Source organism: Rhodococcus sp. H29-C3 (genome assembly GCF_030063405.1).
Taxonomy (GTDB): domain Bacteria; phylum Actinomycetota; class Actinomycetes; order Mycobacteriales; family Mycobacteriaceae; genus Rhodococcoides.
On record NZ_JASITC010000001.1, the window covers coordinates 263,991 to 285,531 of the forward strand.

General features: G+C 63.5%; 25 protein-coding genes. 14 read left to right on the forward strand and 11 right to left on the reverse strand.

Going from position 1 to position 21,541, the window contains the following annotated elements:
- Nucleotide 1: 1 nt before the first annotated feature.
- From QMK32_RS01225 to QMK32_RS01235, 3 genes are all read right to left on the reverse strand, one after another.
- Nucleotides 2-694: a demethylmenaquinone methyltransferase gene (locus QMK32_RS01225; protein ID WP_283472489.1), complete on the reverse strand. Its 693-nt coding sequence runs from the start codon at nucleotides 692-694 to the stop codon at nucleotides 2-4.
- 16 nt (nucleotides 695-710) lie between these two features.
- Nucleotides 711-1,847 carry a glycosyltransferase family 4 protein gene (locus QMK32_RS01230; RefSeq protein WP_283472490.1) on the reverse strand — a complete coding sequence of 379 codons (1,137 nt, stop codon included), beginning with the start codon at nucleotides 1,845-1,847 and terminating at the stop codon, nucleotides 711-713.
- A 75-nt stretch (nucleotides 1,848-1,922) separates the two neighbouring features.
- Nucleotides 1,923-2,366, reverse strand: a complete 444-nt coding sequence (locus tag QMK32_RS01235) for a DUF3592 domain-containing protein (protein WP_269304940.1) — start codon at nucleotides 2,364-2,366, stop codon at nucleotides 1,923-1,925.
- Nucleotides 2,367-2,430: 64 nt separating this feature from the next.
- Between QMK32_RS01235 and QMK32_RS01240 the strand changes: the two genes are divergently transcribed.
- A complete protein-coding gene (locus tag QMK32_RS01240; RefSeq protein WP_283472492.1) occupies nucleotides 2,431-2,949 on the forward strand; it encodes a DUF2505 domain-containing protein in 519 nt (172 codons plus the stop codon).
- Here QMK32_RS01240 and menD read toward each other — a convergent pair.
- Nucleotides 2,946-4,556 (reverse strand): 2-succinyl-5-enolpyruvyl-6-hydroxy-3-cyclohexene-1-carboxylic-acid synthase, encoded by a 1,611-nt coding sequence (gene menD / locus QMK32_RS01245; RefSeq protein ID WP_283472493.1) that lies wholly within the window; start codon nucleotides 4,554-4,556, stop codon nucleotides 2,946-2,948. The genes QMK32_RS01240 and menD overlap by 4 nt on opposite strands.
- Nucleotides 4,557-4,723: 167 nt before the next feature.
- On the opposite strand from menD, the gene QMK32_RS01250 reads away from it, so the two are divergent.
- Both QMK32_RS01250 and QMK32_RS01255 read left to right on the forward strand, forming a co-directional pair.
- Nucleotides 4,724-5,317 carry a flavin reductase family protein gene (locus QMK32_RS01250; RefSeq protein WP_283472494.1) on the forward strand — a complete coding sequence of 198 codons (594 nt, stop codon included), beginning with the start codon at nucleotides 4,724-4,726 and terminating at the stop codon, nucleotides 5,315-5,317.
- Between the two features lie 61 nt (nucleotides 5,318-5,378).
- Nucleotides 5,379-6,797 carry a DUF2252 domain-containing protein gene (locus QMK32_RS01255; protein ID WP_269304931.1) on the forward strand — a complete coding sequence of 473 codons (1,419 nt, stop codon included), beginning with the start codon at nucleotides 5,379-5,381 and terminating at the stop codon, nucleotides 6,795-6,797.
- A 49-nt stretch (nucleotides 6,798-6,846) separates the two neighbouring features.
- Here QMK32_RS01255 and QMK32_RS01260 read toward each other — a convergent pair whose 3' ends face one another.
- The 3 genes from QMK32_RS01260 to QMK32_RS01270 form a co-directional block, all read right to left on the reverse strand.
- The gene (locus tag QMK32_RS01260) at nucleotides 6,847-7,293 is read right to left on the reverse strand and encodes a DUF6918 family protein (protein WP_269304929.1); all 447 of its coding nucleotides are present in this window, start codon (nucleotides 7,291-7,293) and stop codon (nucleotides 6,847-6,849) included.
- A 135-nt stretch (nucleotides 7,294-7,428) separates the two neighbouring features.
- Nucleotides 7,429-8,412: an o-succinylbenzoate synthase gene (locus tag QMK32_RS01265; protein WP_283472495.1), complete on the reverse strand. Its 984-nt coding sequence runs from the start codon at nucleotides 8,410-8,412 to the stop codon at nucleotides 7,429-7,431.
- Nucleotides 8,409-9,038, reverse strand: coding sequence for a PaaI family thioesterase (locus tag QMK32_RS01270; RefSeq protein ID WP_269304925.1), 630 nt, complete (start codon nucleotides 9,036-9,038; stop codon nucleotides 8,409-8,411). Before QMK32_RS01270 ends, QMK32_RS01265 begins: the two co-directional genes overlap by 4 nt.
- A 72-nt stretch (nucleotides 9,039-9,110) precedes the next feature.
- On the opposite strand from QMK32_RS01270, the gene QMK32_RS01275 reads away from it, so the two are divergent.
- The 4 genes from QMK32_RS01275 to QMK32_RS01290 are packed head-to-tail and all read left to right on the forward strand — an operon-like array spanning nucleotide 9,111 to nucleotide 12,067.
- A complete protein-coding gene (locus tag QMK32_RS01275) occupies nucleotides 9,111-10,004 on the forward strand; it encodes a 1,4-dihydroxy-2-naphthoyl-CoA synthase (protein ID WP_186627842.1) in 894 nt (297 codons plus the stop codon).
- An 18-nt stretch (nucleotides 10,005-10,022) separates the two neighbouring features.
- On the forward strand, nucleotides 10,023-11,159 hold the full coding sequence (locus tag QMK32_RS01280) for a GGDEF domain-containing protein (protein WP_283472497.1): 1,137 nt from the start codon (nucleotides 10,023-10,025) through the stop codon (nucleotides 11,157-11,159).
- A 42-nt stretch (nucleotides 11,160-11,201) separates the two neighbouring features.
- Nucleotides 11,202-11,639, forward strand: coding sequence for a hypothetical protein (locus QMK32_RS01285; RefSeq protein ID WP_283472498.1), 438 nt, complete (start codon nucleotides 11,202-11,204; stop codon nucleotides 11,637-11,639).
- 41 nt (nucleotides 11,640-11,680) lie between these two features.
- On the forward strand, nucleotides 11,681-12,067 hold the full coding sequence (locus QMK32_RS01290) for a VOC family protein (protein WP_283472499.1): 387 nt from the start codon (nucleotides 11,681-11,683) through the stop codon (nucleotides 12,065-12,067).
- On the opposite strand, the gene QMK32_RS01295 is transcribed toward QMK32_RS01290, so the two are convergent.
- Nucleotides 12,034-13,338: a sensor domain-containing phosphodiesterase gene (locus QMK32_RS01295; protein ID WP_283472501.1), complete on the reverse strand. Its 1,305-nt coding sequence runs from the start codon at nucleotides 13,336-13,338 to the stop codon at nucleotides 12,034-12,036. The genes QMK32_RS01290 and QMK32_RS01295 overlap by 34 nt on opposite strands.
- Before the next feature lie 76 nt (nucleotides 13,339-13,414).
- Entirely contained in the window at nucleotides 13,415-14,755 is a 1,341-nt protein-coding gene (locus QMK32_RS01300; protein WP_283472502.1) for a hypothetical protein, read from the reverse strand.
- Between the two features lie 188 nt (nucleotides 14,756-14,943).
- Here QMK32_RS01300 and QMK32_RS01305 point away from each other — a divergent pair, with 188 nt between their 5' ends.
- From QMK32_RS01305 to QMK32_RS01330, 6 genes are all read left to right on the forward strand, one after another.
- A complete protein-coding gene (locus tag QMK32_RS01305) occupies nucleotides 14,944-16,110 on the forward strand; it encodes an inorganic phosphate transporter (RefSeq protein WP_283472503.1) in 1,167 nt (388 codons plus the stop codon).
- Between the two features lie 11 nt (nucleotides 16,111-16,121).
- Nucleotides 16,122-16,409 (forward strand): hypothetical protein, encoded by a 288-nt coding sequence (locus QMK32_RS01310; RefSeq protein ID WP_283472504.1) that lies wholly within the window; start codon nucleotides 16,122-16,124, stop codon nucleotides 16,407-16,409.
- Nucleotides 16,410-16,444: 35 nt separating this feature from the next.
- Nucleotides 16,445-16,774 (forward strand): DUF3349 domain-containing protein, encoded by a 330-nt coding sequence (locus tag QMK32_RS01315; protein WP_283472505.1) that lies wholly within the window; start codon nucleotides 16,445-16,447, stop codon nucleotides 16,772-16,774.
- Entirely contained in the window at nucleotides 16,775-17,089 is a 315-nt protein-coding gene (locus QMK32_RS01320; protein ID WP_269304908.1) for a DUF3349 domain-containing protein, read from the forward strand.
- 10 nt (nucleotides 17,090-17,099) lie between these two features.
- A complete protein-coding gene (gene menE, locus QMK32_RS01325; protein ID WP_283472506.1) occupies nucleotides 17,100-18,248 on the forward strand; it encodes an o-succinylbenzoate--CoA ligase in 1,149 nt (382 codons plus the stop codon).
- 157 nt (nucleotides 18,249-18,405) lie between these two features.
- The gene (locus tag QMK32_RS01330) at nucleotides 18,406-19,179 is read left to right on the forward strand and encodes a PIG-L family deacetylase (RefSeq protein ID WP_283472507.1); all 774 of its coding nucleotides are present in this window, start codon (nucleotides 18,406-18,408) and stop codon (nucleotides 19,177-19,179) included.
- Nucleotides 19,180-19,182: 3 nt separating this feature from the next.
- On the opposite strand, the gene QMK32_RS01335 is transcribed toward QMK32_RS01330, so the two are convergent.
- Entirely contained in the window at nucleotides 19,183-19,716 is a 534-nt protein-coding gene (locus tag QMK32_RS01335; protein ID WP_283472508.1) for a LiaF domain-containing protein, read from the reverse strand.
- A gap of 135 nt (nucleotides 19,717-19,851) precedes the next feature.
- Between QMK32_RS01335 and QMK32_RS01340 the strand changes: the two genes are divergently transcribed.
- On the forward strand, nucleotides 19,852-20,139 hold the full coding sequence (locus QMK32_RS01340) for a hypothetical protein (RefSeq protein ID WP_283472510.1): 288 nt from the start codon (nucleotides 19,852-19,854) through the stop codon (nucleotides 20,137-20,139).
- Here QMK32_RS01340 and QMK32_RS01345 read toward each other — a convergent pair.
- A complete protein-coding gene (locus QMK32_RS01345) occupies nucleotides 20,130-21,320 on the reverse strand; it encodes a 3-ketosteroid-9-alpha-monooxygenase, oxygenase component (protein WP_283472511.1) in 1,191 nt (396 codons plus the stop codon). The genes QMK32_RS01340 and QMK32_RS01345 overlap by 10 nt on opposite strands.
- Between the last annotated feature and the right edge of the window lie 221 nt (nucleotides 21,321-21,541).

The window sequence follows — 21,541 nt, forward strand, 5'->3', positions numbered from 1 at the left end:
ATCAGCGAACGGCACGATGCAGAGCCACGACCCCACCGGTCAGGTTCCGCCACTGCACGTTCGACCAGCCACCGTCGGCGATGCGCGTCGCGAGTTCATCCTGTGTGGGCCATGCCCGGATCGACTCGGCCAGGTACACGTACGCGTCAGGGTTGCTCGAAACCGCCCGAGCGACTGCGGGAAGCGCTTTCATCAGGTATTCCATGTAGACCGTGCGGAACGGCCGAAAGACCGGCGTCGAGAATTCGCAGACGACAAGCCTCCCGCCGGGCTTGGTGACGCGGGCGATCTCACGTAGTCCGGCCTCGAAATCCGAGACATTGCGCAGCCCGAAGGAAATGGTTGCGGCGTCGAAGCTCGCGTCGGCGTACGGCAGGTGCATCGCGTCGCCCGCAACCATCGGAACCGGACGACCGGAACCTGCCTGCAGCATCCCCTTCGAGAAGTCGGTGGCAACGCACCACGCGCCACTTCGAGCGAGTTCGACCGTCGACACCCCGGTCCCGGCGGCGAGGTCGAGAACTTTCTCACCCGCTTTCAGGTTCAGCGCGGCACGCGTGGACTTCCGCCAGCTGCGGTCCTGGCCGAAAGACAGCACGGTGTTGGTGATGTCGTATCGACGGGCGACGCCGTCGAACATCGATGCGACCTCGTGTGGGTCCTTTTCGAGCGTTGCACGCGAACTTGTAGGCACGTCTCGAGCTTACGGGTCATGCCGTTCTGAGCGCGGCGCGGTTTTCCCAACCGAGGACTTCGCAGTAGTGCCCGAGAAGTTCTTCGCAGATCACGGGCCACGTGCGGTGCAGCACGGACCTCCGCGCTGCCTCACCGAACCGGGCGCGCATCTTCGTCGACGCGAGTGCCGACACTGCGCTCGGGAGGAGTTCTGCGAACCGATCCACCGGCAGCAGATACCCGTTGCGGCAGTGCGTGATCAGGTCTCGGGGGCCACCTGCATCAGGTCCGATGACGGGAATTCCACTGGCGAGGGCTTCCTGGACGGCCTGACAGAACGTCTCGTGTTCGCCGGGGTGAACGAAGATGTCGAAGCTCGCGTACGCCTGGGAGAGTTCCTCGCCGCCGAGCTGACCGGTGAAGATCGCCGAGGGCATCAGCTTCTCGAGCGCACCCCGCTCCGGACCGTCACCGACGATCACGAGTTGGGTGGACTCGCTCAGCGAGGCAAGCCGCTCGAGGTGCTTTTCGGGTGCAAGCCGTCCGACGAACCCGACGATGAGCTTGCCGCTCGGCGCCCACTGTCTGCGCAATGCTTCTCGGCGGGCGGAAGGTGCGAACCGGACAGCGTCGACGCCTCGCGCCCAACGATGGACCCGTGGAACGCCGTGTTGCTCCAGCGCTTGAACCGCGGACGAGGACGGCGCAAGCGTCCGCGCCGCACCGCAGTGAACCCGACGCGTCCACCGCCACACAGCTTTCGATGTCAGGCCGAGCCCGTAGCTTTCGGCGAAGCCTGCGACATCGGTCTGGTAGACCGCGACCGAGGGAACTCCGAGCCGTTTGGCGGCTACTACGCCGCCGGCACCGAGAAGGAACGGCGATGCGAGATGCACGATGTCGGGGCCGAACCCGCGCAGAGCCGCCGTCAGGGAAGGCCCGGGCACCCCGACGGGGAGCGAGCTCACCCTGGGCAACATCACGGCCGGCACCCGGTGGATCGGGATTCGCCCGTGCAGGGTGGGAGCCCGCGGGCTGCCCGACGGGTTGTCCGGCGCGAAAACCATGGCGTCGTGGCCGGTTCGTTCGAGATGCTCTAGCACTCTGAGCACCGAGTTGGTGACGCCGTTCATGTTGGGTAGGAACGATTCCGCAACGATGGCTACTCGCACGTTTGTCAGTGTGGGCAACATCTTCGGCTACCAGGGAGCGTCGACGTTACGGGCGAGCGAAGTTCATGCGAACGGTTACCGATCGGCTTCTTCACGCCGACGAAGAAGCAGTTGCGTCGGAACTGCAATCAGCCAGGTCACGACGATGACCGACGCGGCCGGGATGATCGCAACGCTCGCATCGCGGCCGGATACGCGAACGAGATCAGGGTCGGCCTTGTTGTATTCGACGTCGATTCGTTGTCCGGCAACCAGATTGGTCGGATACAGCACACCCAGTTGTGGATTGTGGGTGACCCCGTCGGGAGTGATGAAGCTGACCGCAGAGCGGAGTCTTCCTGCCGAGAGGACCTCTGCCGTCGCCGTTCCCTCGTCGGAAGTGATAGTTCGATCGTTCTGCCACGCCGCGACGACAAGGAGAATCGCCAGCACGGAAATTCCGATTGCGACGACAAGAACCGAAATCCGCGTACGAGCCAACCCCTTGTTCGGTCCGTCGGCACTGTCGGGGGCATCCACGTCGATAGAGGTTACTTCCCGAGTTCGGCGCACAGGTGAGCGCCTGACGGTAGCCTCTGCTGACATGTCGCGCGATTTCGAATTCACCATTTCCTCCGAACACACTCCCACCCAGGTCTACCTGGCACTGACCAGCGAGGAACAGTGGATGACCAGATTCGCCAAAGCCGAGAAGACCGAGGGTTACAAGCTGACCAGTCACGAAGACGGCGGTCTGACGGTGGACATCTCGGAGGAAGTCGGGGTGACGGAGCTGCCGGCATTGGTCAAGAAGGTCATCAAGGGCACCCTGCTGATCACCAGGTCCGACCATTGGGGCCCGCTGCAGGGTGACCATGCGGACGGCACCTTGACGGGCGGATCATCCTCGCTCCCCGCCAAGGTCGCAGGCACGTTTGCACTCCGACCCGAGGGCACCGGGGCTGTGCTGACGGTCAGAGGCAGCTCGACGGTCAAGATTCCACTCATCGGCGGGAAGATCGAGTCGCTCGTCAACGACATGATCAAGGGCATCATCGATACCGAAACCCAGGAAACCATCGATTGGGTTGCCGCACAACAGGATCCGAACGAAACTCTCTAGAGGCGTGACCGAATCCCCGCGTGCAACTCCCGTAGCCCCGAACGCTCGGTGGTGACCTCGAGGACTCGAATACCATCGGCATTGCCCTCCAGCAGAACGGCAAGCTCCGCCGTGTCGACGCTGCGATGCGGGATGCGGTACGCCGCGCACAGCGCCGCCAGATCCATGCCGTGAGGAGTTCCGAACACTCGCTCGAAAGCACCGGCGTACTGCGGATCCCCCTGCTCCAGAAGTTCGAAAATGCCGCCGCCGTCGTCGTTGGCGACGACGATCGTCAGATCACTCGGCCTCGGCTCCCCCGTACCGATGAGCAGGCCGGACGCGTCGTGGAGAAAAGTCAGGTCGCCGAGTAGCGCAATCGTGCGACCTCCTCCAGCCAGCGCCGCACCGACGGCCGTCGAGACGGTGCCGTCGATTCCCGCAACCCCACGGTTGGACAACACGGAAACGCCTTCGCTCGGATAGCTCACCAAGGCCGCGTCGCGAACCGGGTTCGACGCTCCCAACAGCAACCGATCGCCGACGCGTAGCGAGGACATCACCGTTGCCGCGACGTGGAGTCCCGTCGGCTTGGGATGCGCATCGAGCTGATCGCGGACGGCGTGGTCCGCCTTCGCGGACAGCGTCGCGCAGCGCTCCAACCAGGCCGCCCTCGGCGTCCCCGCCACCAGCGCACGGGTGCCGGTGGCAAGGACGTTGCCGGACACGTCGGGCCACCGCGGACCCGTCGTCAAGGCGAAGACGTCGACTGCGGGATCGGCCAGCACCTTCGAGACGGTTCGATGCAGTGTCGGACGCCCGGTGATGATCACCTGACGCGGCTTCAGTTGCGACAGGGCCATCGGATGCAGTGGAACGCCATGCACGGGGGCCGTCGGTTCCGCTACGGTCGGCAAACCTGCCAATTCGGGCCTCAAGGCTGCGCCGTGACCGGATACGACGATCGTGTCCACGGTGAGATCGACGTCGACCGGCACGTCGAGGGTTGCCTGCTGGGTCGTCGTCCAGGCTGCGCCGTCGGGACGACCGAGAGCGGCAGGCTCACGGTCGCCGATGTCGGGTACCAAAGGTTCACGTAGCGGAATATCGAAATGCACCGGACCGGCGTTGCCCGATCGAGTTCCGCGCGCTGCCGCCAGCACCCTGCACACCGCGCTGCGCCACTGACTGTTCTGGCCTGACCCGTCCTCGGCCAGCCCGAGGCTGATCGTCGCTCGCACCTGACTGCCGAACAGCCCCAACTGCTCTATGGTCTGATTGGCGCCGGTGCCGAGCATCTCGTAAGGCCGGTTCGCACTCAGCACGATCAGCGGCATCCGTGCATAGTTCGCTTCGAGAACGGCGGGCCCCAGATTGGCGACCGCGGTTCCGGAAGTCATGACCACCGGAACTGGACGACCCCCGGCCAGAATCAATCCGATCGCAAGGAACCCCGCGGTTCTCTCGTCGATCCGCATGTGCAGCCGCAGCACGCCTGCAGCGTCGGCTTCCTGTAGTGCGAACGCGAGCGGAGCATTGCGCGAGCCCGGGCACAGCACGACCTCACGAACACCACCCCGAACCAGCTCATCGACGACAGCGGTGGCCTGAGCACTGGACGGATTCACATCTCCAAGGTTGTCAGATTGGACGCGCCGAGGCGTATTCGGCCTAGGCTTCGAACTTCAGGTCGATCTTCGAATCCCAGGCCGGTCTTTCGAATAACCGATACCGACTGCTTGAAAGTCCGTTGCACTACCGGCGGGTTGGCCGAGGACTTTGACACTATGAACCGATGCGCACCGTCTTCCATCCGTCCGAAATGCCCCCGAGCGGCTTCTATCGCCTGCTCACCGCCTCGGTCGTGCCGCGACCCATCGCCTGGGTGTCGACACTGTCATCGGAAGGTGTGGCGAACCTCGCTCCCTACAGCTTCTTTTCGGTGTCCTCGGCCAACCCGCCGGTCGTGCAATTCACCTCCGTAGGACGAAAAGACAGCCTGCGGAACATCGAGGCAACGGGCGAGTTCGTGATCAATCTCGCCACCGAACCCCTCATGGAACAGGTGAATGCGTCGTCCGCCGACTACGAACACGGCGTCAGCGAACTGGACGAACTCGGCATCTCGCACGAGCCCAGCGAGAAGGTCTCGCCCCCGCGCGTCGCCGAATCACCGATAGCCATCGAGGCGACCCTGCATCGGATCATCGAAGTCGGCGACTCCTTCGTCCTCATGGGCAACGTCGTCGCCGTCGCGGTGCGCCCGGAAGTCCTCGCCGAAGACGGCCTACCGTCGTTCGCCGACATCGCCCCACTCACCAGGCTCGGCCGAACCGAATGGGGGCTCCCACCTCGGGTGCGCTCGATCGATCGCCCCACCCGCCCCTGACGGTGCCGCCCGCTGCAGGACCTGACCCACTTGCGAGACCGCCAGGTTCTACAGTTCACCTATGCCCAACGCTCCCCATGGCCACGCCGTCGTCACCAGCATCGGTGAGGACGACAAACGGTCTTTCGCGACGCTGCGGGTTCGTCCGACGCCGAGGGCGGAGCGATACGAGCTCGGTCGCAGCCTGCGCGAGAAGGTCTCCCGCGAATCGATGGGCGACTGGTCCGCGCCCCCCGACCGACCGGATCCGATCCGGCAGATCGAGTTCTCCCACGACGGTCGCATCGACTGGCTGATACCTGTGCGCGTGGAGCGGATGGCCGAGTCTCCGTACGGGTTCCTCCGCGGGACTGCGATCGTCATGGCACGAGATGTCGCACTGTTGCCGTCCACGGGAATCACTCCGATCATCAGCGGGGACTCGCACCTGGGCAATTTCGGATTCTACGCTTCCCCCGAACGTGACCTGGTGATCGATCTCAACGATTTCGACGAGGCACATCCAGGCGGCTGGGAGTGGGATCTACGACGCCTCGCCGCGAGCATCTGGGTGGCAGGGCGGCAGAACGGCCGCAGCGAATCCCAATGCGAGGAAGCGGTAGCTGCCTGCGTCCGCGCCTACCGACTCGAAGTGTCGAGACTGGCCGACGAACCACTGATGTCGCGGTCCTTCCAACGCCTGACCGCCGAGAAACTGGAGGCAGACGTCACCGAAGGGTCGTTGCGTAAGGAAATCAAACGGGCATCGAAGAAGGCTCGGCGAAGTACCAGCGACCGTGCGCTCCCCAGATTCACCGTCGAACACGAGGGGCAGCGCCGCCTGGTCGAGGAACCGCCGATCACCACACGCATCCCGGCCCGTGACGAAGAACTTCTCGCCCAAGGACTCGACGAGTACCTGGCCACTTTGTCCCCGCATTGGCGCCGCGTACTCGGCGGCTACACGTTGATCGACGTCGCGCACCGCGTCGTCGGCGTCGGCAGTGTCGGCCTACGCGCCTACGTGGCGCTCCTGGAAGGCAGCAGTCCCGACGACGTCGTGTTCCTCCAACTCAAGCAGGCACGACGCTCGGTCCTGGCCCCCTATGTCCACGGTGAGTCCGCGTGGCATGCGCACCAAGGCCAACGCGTCGTGGAATACCAGCAGGATCTGCAGACCGTGAGCGACCCACTGCTGGGGTGGACGACCATCGACGGGCGCCAGTACTACGTGCGACAGTTCCGCAACATGAAGGGCACCATCGACCTGTCCTCGATCGACGCCCCCGCCCTCGTCGACTATGCAGGTGTCGTCGGCAGATTGCTGGCGAAAGGTCACGCCCGAACCAGCGGGGCCTCGATGATCGCCGGCTACGTAGGCACATCCGACGTTCTCGACGTGGCGCTTTCCCGATTCGCGCGGCTGTACGCCGATCAGACCGAAGCTGATCATGCGCTGCTACTGCAGGCAATCAAGAACGGTCGCCTCGCAACCAGATGAAGGGGATACGTCCTTGCGAACGTATCCCCTTCACCCGAGACGAAGTCGCCTAGCCTGCGTACTTGGTGACCAGGTCACCGACGCGCGGCAACGCCTCGGCAACATTCTTCTTCGCCGAGCCACGAAGGCTCCCGTAGAACTTCTTCACCACGCTCTTGTCCGTCTCATCGATCCGCTCGTCCGTGACCGCCAGCAGCGCGTCGGATGCCTGATCGGAGTTGGCAACGAGATAGTCCGAGAACGACCCCACCGGAGCAGCATTGTACGACTGCCACAGCGGCTCCAACTTGTCCACGAACTCCGGCCACAGCTGTTCGACGGCCCGCTCGATGTACGACGGGCCGACCTTCTTGACCGCCCCGTAACCGCCCTTGACGGCCAAGCCGCTCGCGCCCTTCTTGTCCGACACCTCCGCATCGATCAAAGCCAAGACATCACGCAACAGAACATCGCGCTTGGACTCGTCGAGCAACGATTCCTTCAGTGCAGCAACCACTTCGAAATTCCTCCCAGATCTTCACGTTCGGCGAACGACGTGGGAAAGAGTACCGCAGGATTGTTTCCTGGGCACTCCGCAGGCTGCGCTCCCGCTTCCCTGGTCACTCCGCAGGCTGCGCTCCCGCTTCCCTGGTCACTCCGCAGGCTGCGCTCCCGCCCAACACCGCCGCACCCGCTCACGCCACCACCGCACCCGATCCTCCGGTGCCGCCAGCGACGTCAACCGCTCCGGATCGGGCTCGACAGGCTCGGCGCGCACAGTGCCGTCGAGAAGTTCCTGCGCGGCAACGACATCGGATTCGAACAGATTTCCGGTGCCGAGGCCGCAGGCGAACTCGAGTTTCGGAATTGCCGCCGCGGCAGCAAGTCCGGATGCCATACCGACAGCGGAGTCCAAGGCGCTGGAGACCACCACGGGGACCCCGTATTCGCCCAGTTCGCCTGCCAGCTCCAGCAACGCGCGCATCCCGCCGAGCGGCGCCACTTTGAGTACGGCGATGTCGGCTCCCCCAGCTCGAACGACTCGAAGTGGGTCCTCGGCGCGCCTGATACTTTCGTCGGCTGCGATCCGAACGGTCGGCAGACGTCGACGAACCTCGACGAGTTCCGGCACCGTCGCACACGGCTGTTCGGCATATTCGAGTTCGCCGTCGTCGAGCAACCTCGACAGCACCTCCACGGCTTGATCGACGGTCCAGCCTCCGTTCGCGTCGACGCGAACCCGCGGAACGAGTGCGCGCACGGCACGCACGCGTTCGACGTCGTCGGCGACGCTCTGACCCTTTTCGGCTACCTTCACTTTCGCGGTGTCGACGCCGGGAAACCGATCCAGAATTGCGGGGACCTCGGCCGCGGACACAGCGGGCACTGTCGCGTTGACGCGGACCCGCTCGCGGTACGGCGCAGGCGGCCCCTCCCATCCAGCTTCGATGGCAGAGCGCAGCCACGCGGAGGATTCCTGGTCGTCGTACTCGATGAACGGCGAGAATTCGCCCCACCCTGCCGGTCCTCGGACCAGCATGACTTCGCGGGTGGTGATGCCGCGAAACTTGGTGTGCAACGGAATCGAGAGAACGTGGGATCCATCGAGAAACTCCTCGACGGACGCTGGGTTCACTGCTGCCCCTCCAGAAGCTGCAGCATCAGCGCATTGCAGTCGGCGAGAACATTGCCCTCCAGATCGCGTAGTACGGCGTTGATGAACGTCTTACGGCCTTCGACGCGCTCGACACTGCCCTCGACGACGAGTTCGGTGTCCAGTGGAGTGATCTTGCGGTAATTGACGTGCAGGAATGCGGTCCGGCTGATCGGCCTGCCGTAGGCATGCTGAATCATCCCCAACATGTCGTCGAACAGCAACGGAAGCGTGCCGCCGTGCGCAGCACCGTTTCCACCGAGGTGATAGCGGCGGAACACGCCACGGCTACGGACTCCTTCGGCGTCGAACTTCTCGATGGTCCAAGGCAGCATCAGTAGCGAGCCGCGACCGGGAAGGGTCATCACACGGCCGGCGGGCGCCTGTCCCTCCGGCACCTGGAACGGGGTCAGCAGATCGATCAATGCTTCGACCCGTTCGGCGGCCTCGACAGTCGCCTCCGGCGTCGGCGCCGCGCTCACCGCCAGATCCTGAAGCGTTCGCAGCCCCGCCACGAGCCTGCCGTATTCAGGCCCGACGTCGGCTTGTCGGTACTTCGGAAACCCGCCGTGGCGCTCGTACTGGTCCTGGCCTGCCTGTTCGCTCATTCCAGCACCGTAACCCGTAGTCAGGAACCGGGTATTCGCGACGTACCGATCGTGGCGCTCTATCGTGACCAGGTGACCTTCACTCCTTCCCTGTGGCAAACCGTTCCCGGCTTCGAAAACCTCACCGATATCACCTACCACCGCCACGTACGTGACGACACCGTTCGCGTCGCGTTCGATCGACCCGACATCAGGAACGCATTCCGTCCCCACACCGTCGACGAGCTGTACCGCGCACTCGAGCACGCTCGGATGAGCTCCGACGTCGGCACAGTGCTGCTGACCGGTAACGGACCGAGCTCGAAAGACGGCGTGTGGTCGTTCTGTTCCGGCGGTGACCAGAGAATCCGAGGCAGAAGCGGTTATCAGTACGCCGACGGCGAGACTGCCGAGACGGTGGACCGAGCACGCGCAGGCCGACTACATATCCTCGAAGTGCAGCGACTGATCCGCTTCATGCCGAAAGTCGTCATCTGCCTCGTCAACGGCTGGGCAGCGGGGGGTGGCCACAGCTTGCACGTCGTATGCGACCTGACCCTCGCCAGTCGCGAACATGCCCGGTTCAAGCAAACCGATGCCGACGTCGGCAGCTTCGACGGCGGCTACGGCAGCGCATATCTCGCCAAGATGGTGGGACAGAAGTTCGCTCGCGAGATCTTCTTCCTCGGCGATACATACACGGCCGAGGACATGCATCGCATGGGTGCCGTCAATCGCGTCGTCGATCACGACGAACTCGAAAACGTGGCCATCGAGTGGGCCGCGAAGATCAACGCCAAGTCTCCGCAGGCGCAACGGATGCTCAAGTATGCCTTCAACCTGCAGGATGACGGCCTCGTCGGTCAGCAGCTGTTCGCGGGCGAGGCGACACGGTTGGCATACATGACCGATGAAGCCGTCGAAGGCCGTGATTCGTTCCTCGAGAAGCGCGACCCCGACTGGTCTCCGTTCCCCCGTTACTTCTAAAAGAGTCGACACCCCCTCATGTCCCTCTCGCGCGAAGCCCTACCCAGTCGTCGGCCACCGGCCGTCGGCGCGCGGACGGCTGTCGTCGAGTGGTTCACGGCAGCTCACGACTACGAATGGATGCGAGAGTTCCAGAACTCGCATCGTTCGGGCAAGGTCATCAGGCTGCTCATCGCGCTGTCGATGATCAATATCAGTCTTATGTCGTTTCTGTCGTTGTACGCCGCCGGCGGCCCGAGCGGTCCTGCCGCGACGATCTGGACGTTGACACTGTGCACTACCAACCTGATCGTTGCGGCACTGTGGATACTGCTGTCATTTCCTGGACGGCTCGGGGTTGTCCTGTTCGCCTTGTACGCAGATCTCGGCATCGCATCCACGTTGGTGTTGTTCGAACTTGGGAACGCTCTACTCGGTTGCGTCCTGTTCGCGGTGATCGGTGCGTTCGTCACGTTCTTCATGAGCCCGCGATGGGTCGTTCTGCACCTGGTCTTCGCATCCGCCGTCGTACTCGGCATCGCGGGGGCCTTGTACCTGCAGGGCCGGACGGACACACTGAACCTGCTGGTCCAAACCAACGTGGTACTCCTCGCCATCATGAGTGTGCCGATCACCTCCCACATCTTCCTGACCACATTGTCGGCAGATGCTCGGAGCTCGGTCCTCGATCCGCTGACCGGACTACTCAACCGCAGAGGACTGACGACAGCGATCGAGGACCTGCTGCCCCGGGGACAACGGCACGGATGGTGCGCCGCGGTGGTGGTCGTCGACATCGACAATTTCAAGTCGGTCAACGACATCTACGGTCATGACGAGGGCGACGCGGTCATCTGCCGAGTCGCGGAACGTCTGACCGCCCATGTGTCCAGATACGGGGTCGTCGGCCGTACCGGTGGCGAGGAGTATCTGGCTGCCGTCGTCACCTCGCGGCTGCACATCGACGCTTTGATTCACGGCGTCAGGCGTGCACTCCATGGCGCGAACGACGCTATACCGGTGACTGCCAGCATTGGAGCCGCCATTCTCTACGCCGAATCGGATCTGTGGACCGATAGCGCCGATCCCGTCGGCACCGCGACTCGCGTCGCGGATTCGATGATGTACGAGGCCAAAGCAGCCGGTGGCAACCGAGTGGTGACAACCCTGATCTGAGGAACCAGGTTCGGATCCAGCCGGTGGGGGCATGCCTGCGTCATGAGCAACGATCGCCAGAACCCCGAGCCCGAGCATGTACGGCCGGCGAACACTTCCGATGACACTGTCGCGGCGATCGGCAAGGTCTCCGAAGCCCTCGAAACCATCGAACGGGCCCGCGGCCACCTCTATTCGTTCCACCAACTGATGGGTCACGCCGATCTCCAACTCGGTGAGGCAGTCTCTGTGCTGCGCGAGGCCGGGCATCTCGCGCAGGCGGACAGGCTCGAAACCGAGATGGTCGGACGCAATGCGATCGACGGACGGTGGTCGTTCCAGATCGTCGAGGAATTCGACGATCTGTACTGGTCTCATTTCCGACGCCACGAGCAACAGGTACGTGCCGAACTGCAGGAGGGAAAGCGGCATGTATTCGAGGCCGAGATGAAGGAGTCGCGCAGAACTCACGACGCCCTCGGCCACGAGGCGACTCCATGACGGCGACCGACGGGTCGACGCATATGTGATATCGATGTGGTGTGGAGATCTTGAGTAGTCGAACAATTTTGCGCCCTACCGACTACCAGCGCACCCTCGAGTTCTACCGGGACGGCCTCGGTCTGGCCATACATCGCGAATACAGCGCCGGCACCGTGTTCTTCGCCGGCCAGAGCCTCATCGAGATCGCCGCACACGGCGGAGCGAGCGGACCGACGTCGTTCGATGGCGCGCTGTGGCTGCAGGTTCGCGATATCGAGTCCGCCGCGACCGAACTGCGTGCTCGCGGGGTTCGCATCGAACGAGCAGCGAAAACGGAATTCTGGGGTTTGATCGAGATGTGGTTACGCGACCCGGACGGGGTCGATATCGTGTTGGTCCAGATCCCGCCCGATCACCCGCTACGCCGCGATGTGCGCGGCGACTGATCACCACTCAGAAGGCGGAGGACCGCGCCGGCCGACTGCGGGTGTGACCAGAGGAAACCTTGGGCCAGTGTGCATCCGAGTTCGAGGGCGATATCGGCCTGTTCACGGGTCTCGATACCTTCGATGATCATCGACAGGCCGAGTTCCCGCGTGACTTTCGAGATGGCGCCGAGCAGAGCTTTGCCGCGAGGAGTATCCACCAGCCGAGACAACCGACCGTCGATCTTGATTCCGTCGGGTTCGAGGGTGACGAGCCGTTCCAGGGATGACCAGCCCGAGCCGAAATCATCGAGCAGTACTCGAAACCCGAGGGCGTGTACGTCGTCGATGTGTCGTCGAATCAGCGGACCGTCGGTCACCGCGGACGTTTCGGTGAGCTCGAGCGAGATCGAGCGCGGATCGACATCGGCCTCCGCCACTGCGCACTGCAGCTGGGCCACGGCGTCCGGATGTGCCAGATGACGCCCGGACAGGTTGACGCTGAGTCGCACCCCCGGGCGAAGTTTCTGCCATGTCTCCGCCGCGCGGACGGCCTGCCGCAGAACTTCCAGGTCGACGTCGATGATCAGTTCGCTCGACTCGGCCAGGGGGACGAAGTCCGCCGGCGAGACCAGACCGTTGATCGGGTGATGCCATCTCGCCAACGCCTCGAAGCCGACGATCTCCTCGGTACGGAGGTCGACGATCGATTGGAACCACGGCACGATCTGACCGCCACGCAATGCGCCGGCCAGATCGATATCACTGTCGAGCTTGGCGGTGGTGGACCCGACGCGTCGATGCAGGTCCAGTTGCTCCTCGAGAACGGACGCGAATTGCTCCAGTTCCTGTAATTGGCCGTCACTGACCTCACGCGGCATCAGGTCGAGTAGACACAGTGTCCCGATCACCAGGCCTTCCCGACCACGAAGCGGAACCGACGCATACGACTCCAGCCCGACCTGATCGAGAATGTCGCGTTGCCGAACAGTCGCGTCGACGCGATTGCGGGACACTACTGCCGGCTTACCACTGCGGACGACGTCGTCGCACAGCGTGATGGAGCGATCCATGGTCGACATCGGCGGCAAACCTATATTGACCAGGGTGTACAGGGTTTGTTCATCGAGTACGTTCAACTGCGCAATGGCAAATCCGACGCTCTTCGCGGCCAGTTCCACGGTGTTCCGAAGGGCCGGAGTGGTTGCCTCGACATCGAGGTAACGCCGTGCCGAGTCGCTCTGCCTTCGCGCCCGCGGCCGAAGATTGGGCGACGTGGGATCGTGGTCCACCGGCGTCTCCCTGCTCTCTGCGCGGTCCGACCGACTACGTATTCGTCCAGCTTAACGGTGCGCGCCCTCGACTAGATCAGATAGTCGGAAGCCTCGTGTGCAAAAGGCGGTGTCGGAGCAGGGCCGCTGCGAGTCGAACGCCGTCGGGCGACGGGGTTTCCGAGAACTGTCCGGACCGCGAATCAGGGAACGAAAACGCGCCCAAAGCCGTCAGTTCGGCGGTCACGACGTCGGCGAGTGGCTCGATGTCGGCGACGCCAGGAGATTCACCGCTGTGCGTCCACCCTTCGGCGGCCAGCAGCGCCGAGGTGAGTCCCGTGGTCTCGACGGGCCTACGTCCTCGGGCGACCTCGCCGAGCACCACTTCGGCGGCAATCGTTTCCGGGTGGTACTGGGTCCCGACCAGTCGGGAGACGAGGGTGCGCCACATCCCGTCGGCACTCATTCCACGAGCCCGGGCCGTCGGCACCAGCCGACCGTGGTGTTTGCGAACCAACCCGAGCCGCAGCAAGAGGCGCCGAACGGTCAGCACCGGTGCTGTCTCGCGTTCGGAGCCGGCAGGAAACGGCCATTCCCTCGGCGACCACAAGGTGCCGATAGCACGCTCCACGACCGAGTCGGGAAGAAAACCGGTGTCGGTCAGGGTGATGCCGTCGCCAACGAGGTCGAGGATGCCTTCGAGTCGACGGACGCATCCGAAAGCGGGTTCGTTCGCACTGTGCAGCTCTTCGGTCAGTCCGCGATAGAGCTCGGCCCGCGGGGTGCTGTAGGCAGACCAGATCGCGATCCGGTGGTCGAGTAGCTGTTCCAGGAGCACGCCACCGAGCCGATCGGTGCGCAGAACCGCATCGGTCATTCCGCGCCGACGGGCGGCCAGCGCACTCGCCTTCAGCGGCGGTGCGTGAGGCCTGGACGGCGTGAACTCACCTGCAACCGTGGCTACTTCGAGGGTCTCTCCGATCAGGTCGACGATGGCTCGTTCGGTACCTTCCGGGGTCTGTTGCCAGGTGACCAATTCGGTGTCCGCCGGCCCGATTCCGGATTCGGCGACGGCGGTGAGGTACTGCTCTTGCCAGGTTGCGTCGTCTACCGCCGAGAGCAGAGTTCGTGTCTGTTCACTTCGCGCTATGTCGGCGTACCTGGCGTGGCCGAGACGATCGAGCAGATCGGCGAGTGCCCGCGCTACTTCCCACGAACGATCCCGATCCTCGCCGAGAAGGCGTAGATGCATCCACAGAAATGTTTGCACCGAGGTCTGAGTGGGACCGGAATCCGGAGACACATCCTGCAGTCCGTCCCAGCCGATGCGAGCGTCCGCCCCGGATGCTGGATCGACGGAGTCGAGGTACGACAGCGCGGCGGCCACAGAGTCGTCCCGCCCACCGAGCTCACCGCCGATTCCATCGTCGAATTCCACGGGCTCCACTGTCCCACAGCCGTCTCCGAAGGCTCTGTCGGTACGACGTGACGCAGACCTCTTACGAATCGGACATATAGGACCCTCGAGTGAACGGAAGGTGAACAGGTAACGTCGGGCGGGGACCGAAGAAGAACACTTCGGGGGAAGTTAACGGATCGAGGTGTCCAGGCGTCACACTTTGTAGTGTGAGCGCAGAATTCGTCGTACTTCTGGTTGTCGTCGTGACCGCTTTGGCGTTCGACTTCACCAACGGTTTCCATGACACCGCCAACGCCATGGCGACGTCGATCGCAACAGGGGCACTGAAACCCAAGGTTGCAGTCACCCTGTCCGCCGTCTTGAATCTCGTCGGCGCATTCCTGTCCGTGGAGGTGGCAGCGACGGTCGCCAAAGGCATCGTCAACCTCGGCGATACCGGTGGCCAAGCGCTGCTGACCATCATTTTCGCCGGTCTCGTCGGCGGGATCCTGTGGAATCTCGCAACGTGGCTGCTCGGCATACCGTCCAGCTCGTCACATGCACTGTTCGGCGGGCTCATCGGCGCGACAATCGCGGGTCTCGGCACGTCGGGGGTCGTCTGGGACGGCGTTTGGAGCAAAATCGTGCTCCCCGCCGTGCTCGCACCCGTCGTCGCAGGTCTCGTTGCCACCGTCGGCACCCGGCTGATCTACCGCATCACCAATGCGGTGCCGGAGAAGTCGAGGGAGCGCGGCTTCCGCTGGGGCCAGATCGGCTCCGCATCATTGGTCTCGCTCGCCCACGGCACCAACGACGCACAGAAGACTATGGGCGTCATCTTTCTGGCTCTCGTCGCGTACGGCACGGTCGGTCCCGAAGCCGAGATGCCGTTGTGGGTCAAGTTCACCTGCGCACTCGCGATCGCCCTGGGCACATACCTCGGTGGGTGGCGAGTCATCCGCACACTCGGCAAGGGACTCGTCGAAATCGCGTCCCCCCAGGGAATGGCAGCGGAATCTTCCTCCGCCGCAATTATCCTGACCTCCAGCCACCTGGGGCTTCCGTTGTCGACGACGCAGGTCGCGACCGGATCCATTCTCGGCTCGGGCGTGGGCAAACCGGGCGCACAGGTCCGCTGGAACGTCGCGGGACGCATGGCAGTCGCGTGGGTCATCACCCTGCCCCTCGCAGGTGTCGTCGGCGCGGCATGCTGGCACCTTGCCGACTTCGTGGGCGGATTGCCCGGCGTGCTGGTCGTCTTCGCCATTCTCATCGCCTTGGCAGCCTTCATGTACCTGCGGTCGCGTCGCCAGCCGATCGACCCGAGCAACGTCAACGACGAGTGGGACGGTGGCCTCCTTCCGGCCGACGAAAAGTCCCCCACAACGGTTTAGGAAGAACGGCAATGGAAACTCTCACGCACACGCTGGACTCGCTGTGGAAAGTTGTACTCGTCGGACTGCTTCTCGGAGCAGGCCTGCCGGCAATCTTCGCTCTAGGCCTCAGAGCCCTCGCCGTCGGCGAGACACCGGACGATGCGACCGGCACCACCCAGCTCCGCACTACCCGCCCGGCCGCAGCCACCGCCGTAGCGGCGCTCTGCTTCGCCGTTGTCGTACTCGCCATCGCCGCTGGGATTCTCTTCATCATGAAGGACTTCCTCGACAACACATTCGGAATTTCCGTCTTCTGATCCACTTCGCTATTCGACCAGGAAGGACAAGCATCATGACCGACCCCAAAACCACGTTTCCCGCATCCGTCCTCCAATGGTTGCGTGCCGGCTACCCGGAGGGCATACCTCCGAAGGATCGCTTCCCCCTCGTGGCTCTGCTGCGTCGCGCCGAACTGAGCGACGCTCAAGTACACGAGGTCGTGCTCAGCCTCGTCGCTCCTATCGGTGGTGCACTGAGTGACGGGGCGATCTCGAACGACGAGATCTCGGAATTCATCAAGGAATTGATCGACACCGAGCCGACCCCCGAAGACATTGCTCGGGTCTCGGCCCGACTCGCTGCAGGTGGATGGCCCCTCGCAGATCCGGTATCGCTGAAGTAGATGGCGGTTCCTTCGTTCCTCACCGCGATCCTCGATTGGTTCCGCGTCGGGTATCCCGAAGGCGTACCCGACGCGGACTACATCCCGTTGCTGGCATTGCTGGCCCGCCGACTGTCCGACGACGAGGTTCATTCCGTCAGGGACGCGCTCATCGCCGACGGACAACTTCCCGCGGACAAGGCGGGTATCGCGGTGTCCATCACAAAGGTCACCAACGAGATGCCACGTGAAGAGGACATCGATCGGGTTCGGTCGAATCTCGCGACGGGCGGATGGCCTCTCGCCGATCCGTTCACACTGGGAGCATCCGATTAGGCTCGCCGATGTGGACCTGCTCGAAGAACTACCTATCCCGGCCGGACCAGCCGCTGCCGCTCTGTTGCCGGGGCTGAGCGACATACTCGACGGGAATTGCCCTGCGGTACTTCCGGTCCCAGCGTCCGACGCTCGCGAGAGCGCCCGGTTGCGCGACGCGCTGGCCCCAGGCACGCCGATCGAGTCCGCCGCAGCCCTCGTCGTGGCCACCTCCGGCACCACGGGAACCCCGAAGGGTGCGATGCTCTCCGCGGCCGCGTTGAGGGCAAGTGGCACGGCAACGTACGAGCGCATCGGCGGCCCCGGCTCATGGCTGTTGGCGCTACCGGCCCATCACATCGCCGGACTACAGGTCTTGCTACGCAGTGTTCTCGCCGGCACCGAACCGGTGATACTCGACGTCTCCACCGGCTTCGACCCGTCGGCGCTGCCTGCTGCCGTCGGCGCGCTCGCCGGCCCGCGTCGATACACCTCGCTCGTTCCAACCCAGCTCGTCAAAGCGCTGGACCACCCTGCGGCCGTCGAGGCACTCGCATCGTTGGATGCGGTACTGCTCGGTGGCGCGGCCGCACCTGTCCCCCTCCGCGAACGGGCGGCCGAAGCCGGAATTACCCTTGTCGGTACCTATGGGATGAGCGAGACCGCCGGCGGCTGCGTGTACGACGGTATGCCGCTCGATGGCGCCCTGGTCCGGATCGACAACGGCAGAGTCGTACTCGGTGGGGCCACCCTCGCGTTCGGCTACCGCGGCACCCCTGCTCACCCTGCCTTCGCCGAGCCGGGGTGGTTCCGCACCGACGACGCCGGAGTTCTCCTCGATGGCGTGCTGTCGATACAGGGCCGCCTCGACGAGGCCATTACGACCGGTGGGCTCACCGTCGTACCGCAAGTGGTGGAAGCCGCACTCTCGACGCATCCGGCCGTGCGCGAGTGCGCGGTGGTCGGCCTCGACGACGAGCGCCTCGGGCACCGCGTCGTGGTCGCTGTCGTCGGCGGTCCAGTGACATTGGCGGCATTACGCGAACACGTCGGAAGCACCTTGGACGTCACCGCCGCACCCCGCGAGCTGTACCTGCTCGACTCCCTTCCCACCCGTGGCCCCGGCAAACTCGATCGGGCGGCGCTGCGTCTCAGGCTGGCTGGGCTTACGCCGTCGTAGGTCTCGCTGCTTGGGTGAGCGCGCACCGTTTTTGTAAACCGAAACGCCATTTCGACGTCCGAGGACGGGGGTGCGGTTGGCAAAAAGGGTGTGCGCTCGGGATGCTCCGCCTCGACCGAGTAGGAACTGTCGGAGCGTTCGTGCAAACATTTCGGGCATGAGCACTCTGGTCTGCTTTCACGCCCATCCCGACGACGAGGTCTTCACCACCGGCGGGATCATGCGTCTCGCCGCCGACGCCGGTCACCGCGTCGTTCTGGTCACCGCAACCGATGGTGCACTCGGCGAGTTCCCCGACGGCATCCTCCGCGCCGGCGAAACCCTCGTCGAGCGACGCAAGTTCGAACTGGAGAGCTCGGCGTCAGTGCTCGGCGCCGATCGTGTGGTGATGCTGCATTATGCGGACTCGGGGATGGCAGGAACCGTCGAGAACGACAATCCCGACGCGTTCTGCAATGCCGACGTGGATGCCGCGGCGCGCAAGCTGGCCGACGTACTCGAAGAAGAACAAGCCGATGTCGTCACGATCTACGACCCCAACGGTGGTTACGGGCACCCCGATCACATAAAGGTGCATGTCGTGGGTATGCGTGCAGCCGAACTAGCAGGCATCGCCAACGTCTACGAGGCAACGACGAATCGCGACCATATGAAGGCCCTCGTGATGGCGAACCCGAATTGGTCCGAGGAGAACTCTCCGCCCGACCTCGATTCGTTCGGGCTCCCGGAAGCGGAGATCACCACGATCGTCGACGTCAGCGCCGCGATGGACGCCAAGCGGGCAGCGATGCACGCGCACGAGACTCAGGTCGGCGACTTCGGACCGTTCCTGGATATGCCGCTCGACATGCTCACAGCGGCATTCGGCCGCGAATGGTTCCGACGCGTCGGCGCAGAGTCTGGTCCGACGGAGACCGCATTGCCGCTGTGACCGTCAGTGTGCGGACTGCACTTTCAGGTCACCGAACATCGAGAACGATCGAATCTTGATGGTGGGCGCATACGGGCCCGGGTCCACCGACCCCGTATCGATGTCGCGATCGCCGAGGATGTCGAATCCTCCGATCTCGACGTTCACGCCGTCGGGCACGACGAGCTCGGTGTCGCCGAAGAGCGAGACGATGGTAATGGTCGATTCGTTGGAGCCGATGATCGCAGACCGTAGATCCAAGGTGAGGTCACCCATGATCAGCATCGCGACTGTCGACTTTGCCAAAGCCCATCGGCCGGCGCGCTTCACATCACTCAACAGGCACAGGATTTTCGACTGAGATCGTGCACGTGCCGGGACGGGTTCCATCGTGTTGGGCGCTATCGCATCGAGTTCGTTCTGCTCTACCGTCGGCGCCCACACCACGGCCGCATGGTCGGAGTATTGCGCAAGCGTCAATCTCCCCTCACCGACTGCTCGTTCCAGCCTCGTTTGTGCAGCACCACGGGCATTCTCGAGTTCACTTCCATCGGACATAGTGCACAGGGTACGTCGGGTTCGTCCGTTTCAGCATTTCTTGGGGCGCCCTCGAACACAGGACCCGCAAAGGCGATCGACCAGTCGACGCTTGCCCGCTCAATGGTGCTGTGGTGCCGACTCGAGCGTCGTTCCGTGACCGTCCGTGATGTTCCCAGGAACTGGTTCAATGCGCCTGGTGACGCCGACCCTCCCATCGAGCACGGCCTGCTCGATGGTGCTGTGCAACGCGGGGCAGCGCATGTTCGTAGCGTCGTGCGCCTGTGTCGCATTCGGCGCAGTATCGCCATAGTCGGCAAACCGGCGACACGAAGTCGTCGTGTCGGCGAGCCACTGCACACTGGTATGGCGGGGGCTGTACTTCTCCACGAGCACGGTCGTACCGCACAGGCTGCATTCGATCGGTTGCATCTTCACCCCTGACCGGTAGCGACGCTACCCGCGGCCGCCTGCTCATCTCGGTTGGCCAAGTTGCGTTCGATCTCCTCATCCCAGTACTCGGTGGGCTTGGAGATGTCGATCTCGAACTCGAAACGCGTGGTCATGTCTTGTGAGATATCCGCGGTGTCCACGCAGAACTGCTTGTACCAGCGGCGCAACTGGTAAACGGGACCGTCTTCCTCGCACAGTAGCGGGTTGTCGATCCTCGATTTCGTTTTCCAGATCGCGATGTCCTGCTCGAATGTCGCCAACGTGGCTTGCCCGTATTCCGCAGCCATATCCTGTGCCGCCTCATTCGAGATTCCCGCAGGCTTTTTCACCATGACCCCGTACTGCAGAACGAACGAGTCTGGAGATATCGGGTAGTGGCAGTTGATCAACACTGCTTCTACCGGATGGTCTCCGGTATCGGCAACCAGGCGGTTGATCATGTAGGACGGGCCGAAATACGAAGCGTAGGACTGCGTCAAAATTTCATCCCCGAAGTTCACGAAATCACGCCCGCGCATATCCCCACGCGGCAGAAACGACATCTCCTGCGTGGCGACGTGCCCCTCGAAGATGTTCCGGAACGACTGCGGCAGATTGAGATGTACGTAAAAGAAGTGGGCCATATCGACCACATTGTCGACGATTTCTCGACAATGTGAGCCCTCTACGACGACACTGTTCCATTCCCAATCAGTCCACTGATCGCTACCGTAGCCCTCGATCTCGGGGATGGTCACCTCGTCGGTCGGCTTGGAGCCCTCGGGGTCGTTCCACACGAAAAGCTGGCCGTTCCGCTCGAGCGTCGACCAGGTCTGGGTGCGAGCCAGCGGCGGAACACGTCTGGCATACGGGATTTGCTTGCACTTGCCATCCCCGCCCCACCGCCAGTCGTGGAACGGGCAGGCGATCTCCTCGCCCTTGATCGTGCCCTTGGATAGGTCGCCACCCATGTGGCGGCAATATGCATCGAGTACCTTCAGTTCGTCTTTACGGTCTGCCCACACCACGAGCTTGTGACCGAACGCGTTGATCGAGTGAGGAGTACCGTCACGAAAGTTCTTGGCGAGGCCGAGACAATGCCAGCCCCGAGCGAACCGTGTCGGATTGCTGCCGGCATCGATCGAACGCACCTCGTCCTCGACGTGAGGTAGGTGTTCGTTGGTGATCGTCATCGCGTGACTCCTTTTCCCGTCTGTGGCCTGCGGCCCTCGAGATGCATTCCGGGGCCCGTTCGTGTTCTGCATCACACTGTGGGACAAGCGTGCCGGTTTGATCAGGCCGTCTCCCGCCCAGAGGGATCTACGCTCCGAAATCGCTGGTCGGAGGCAGAGTGAGATACTGTGGACCAGATCACAGTGGGGCCGTCGTCCCTACCGAAAGCGCGGGAGGTTGG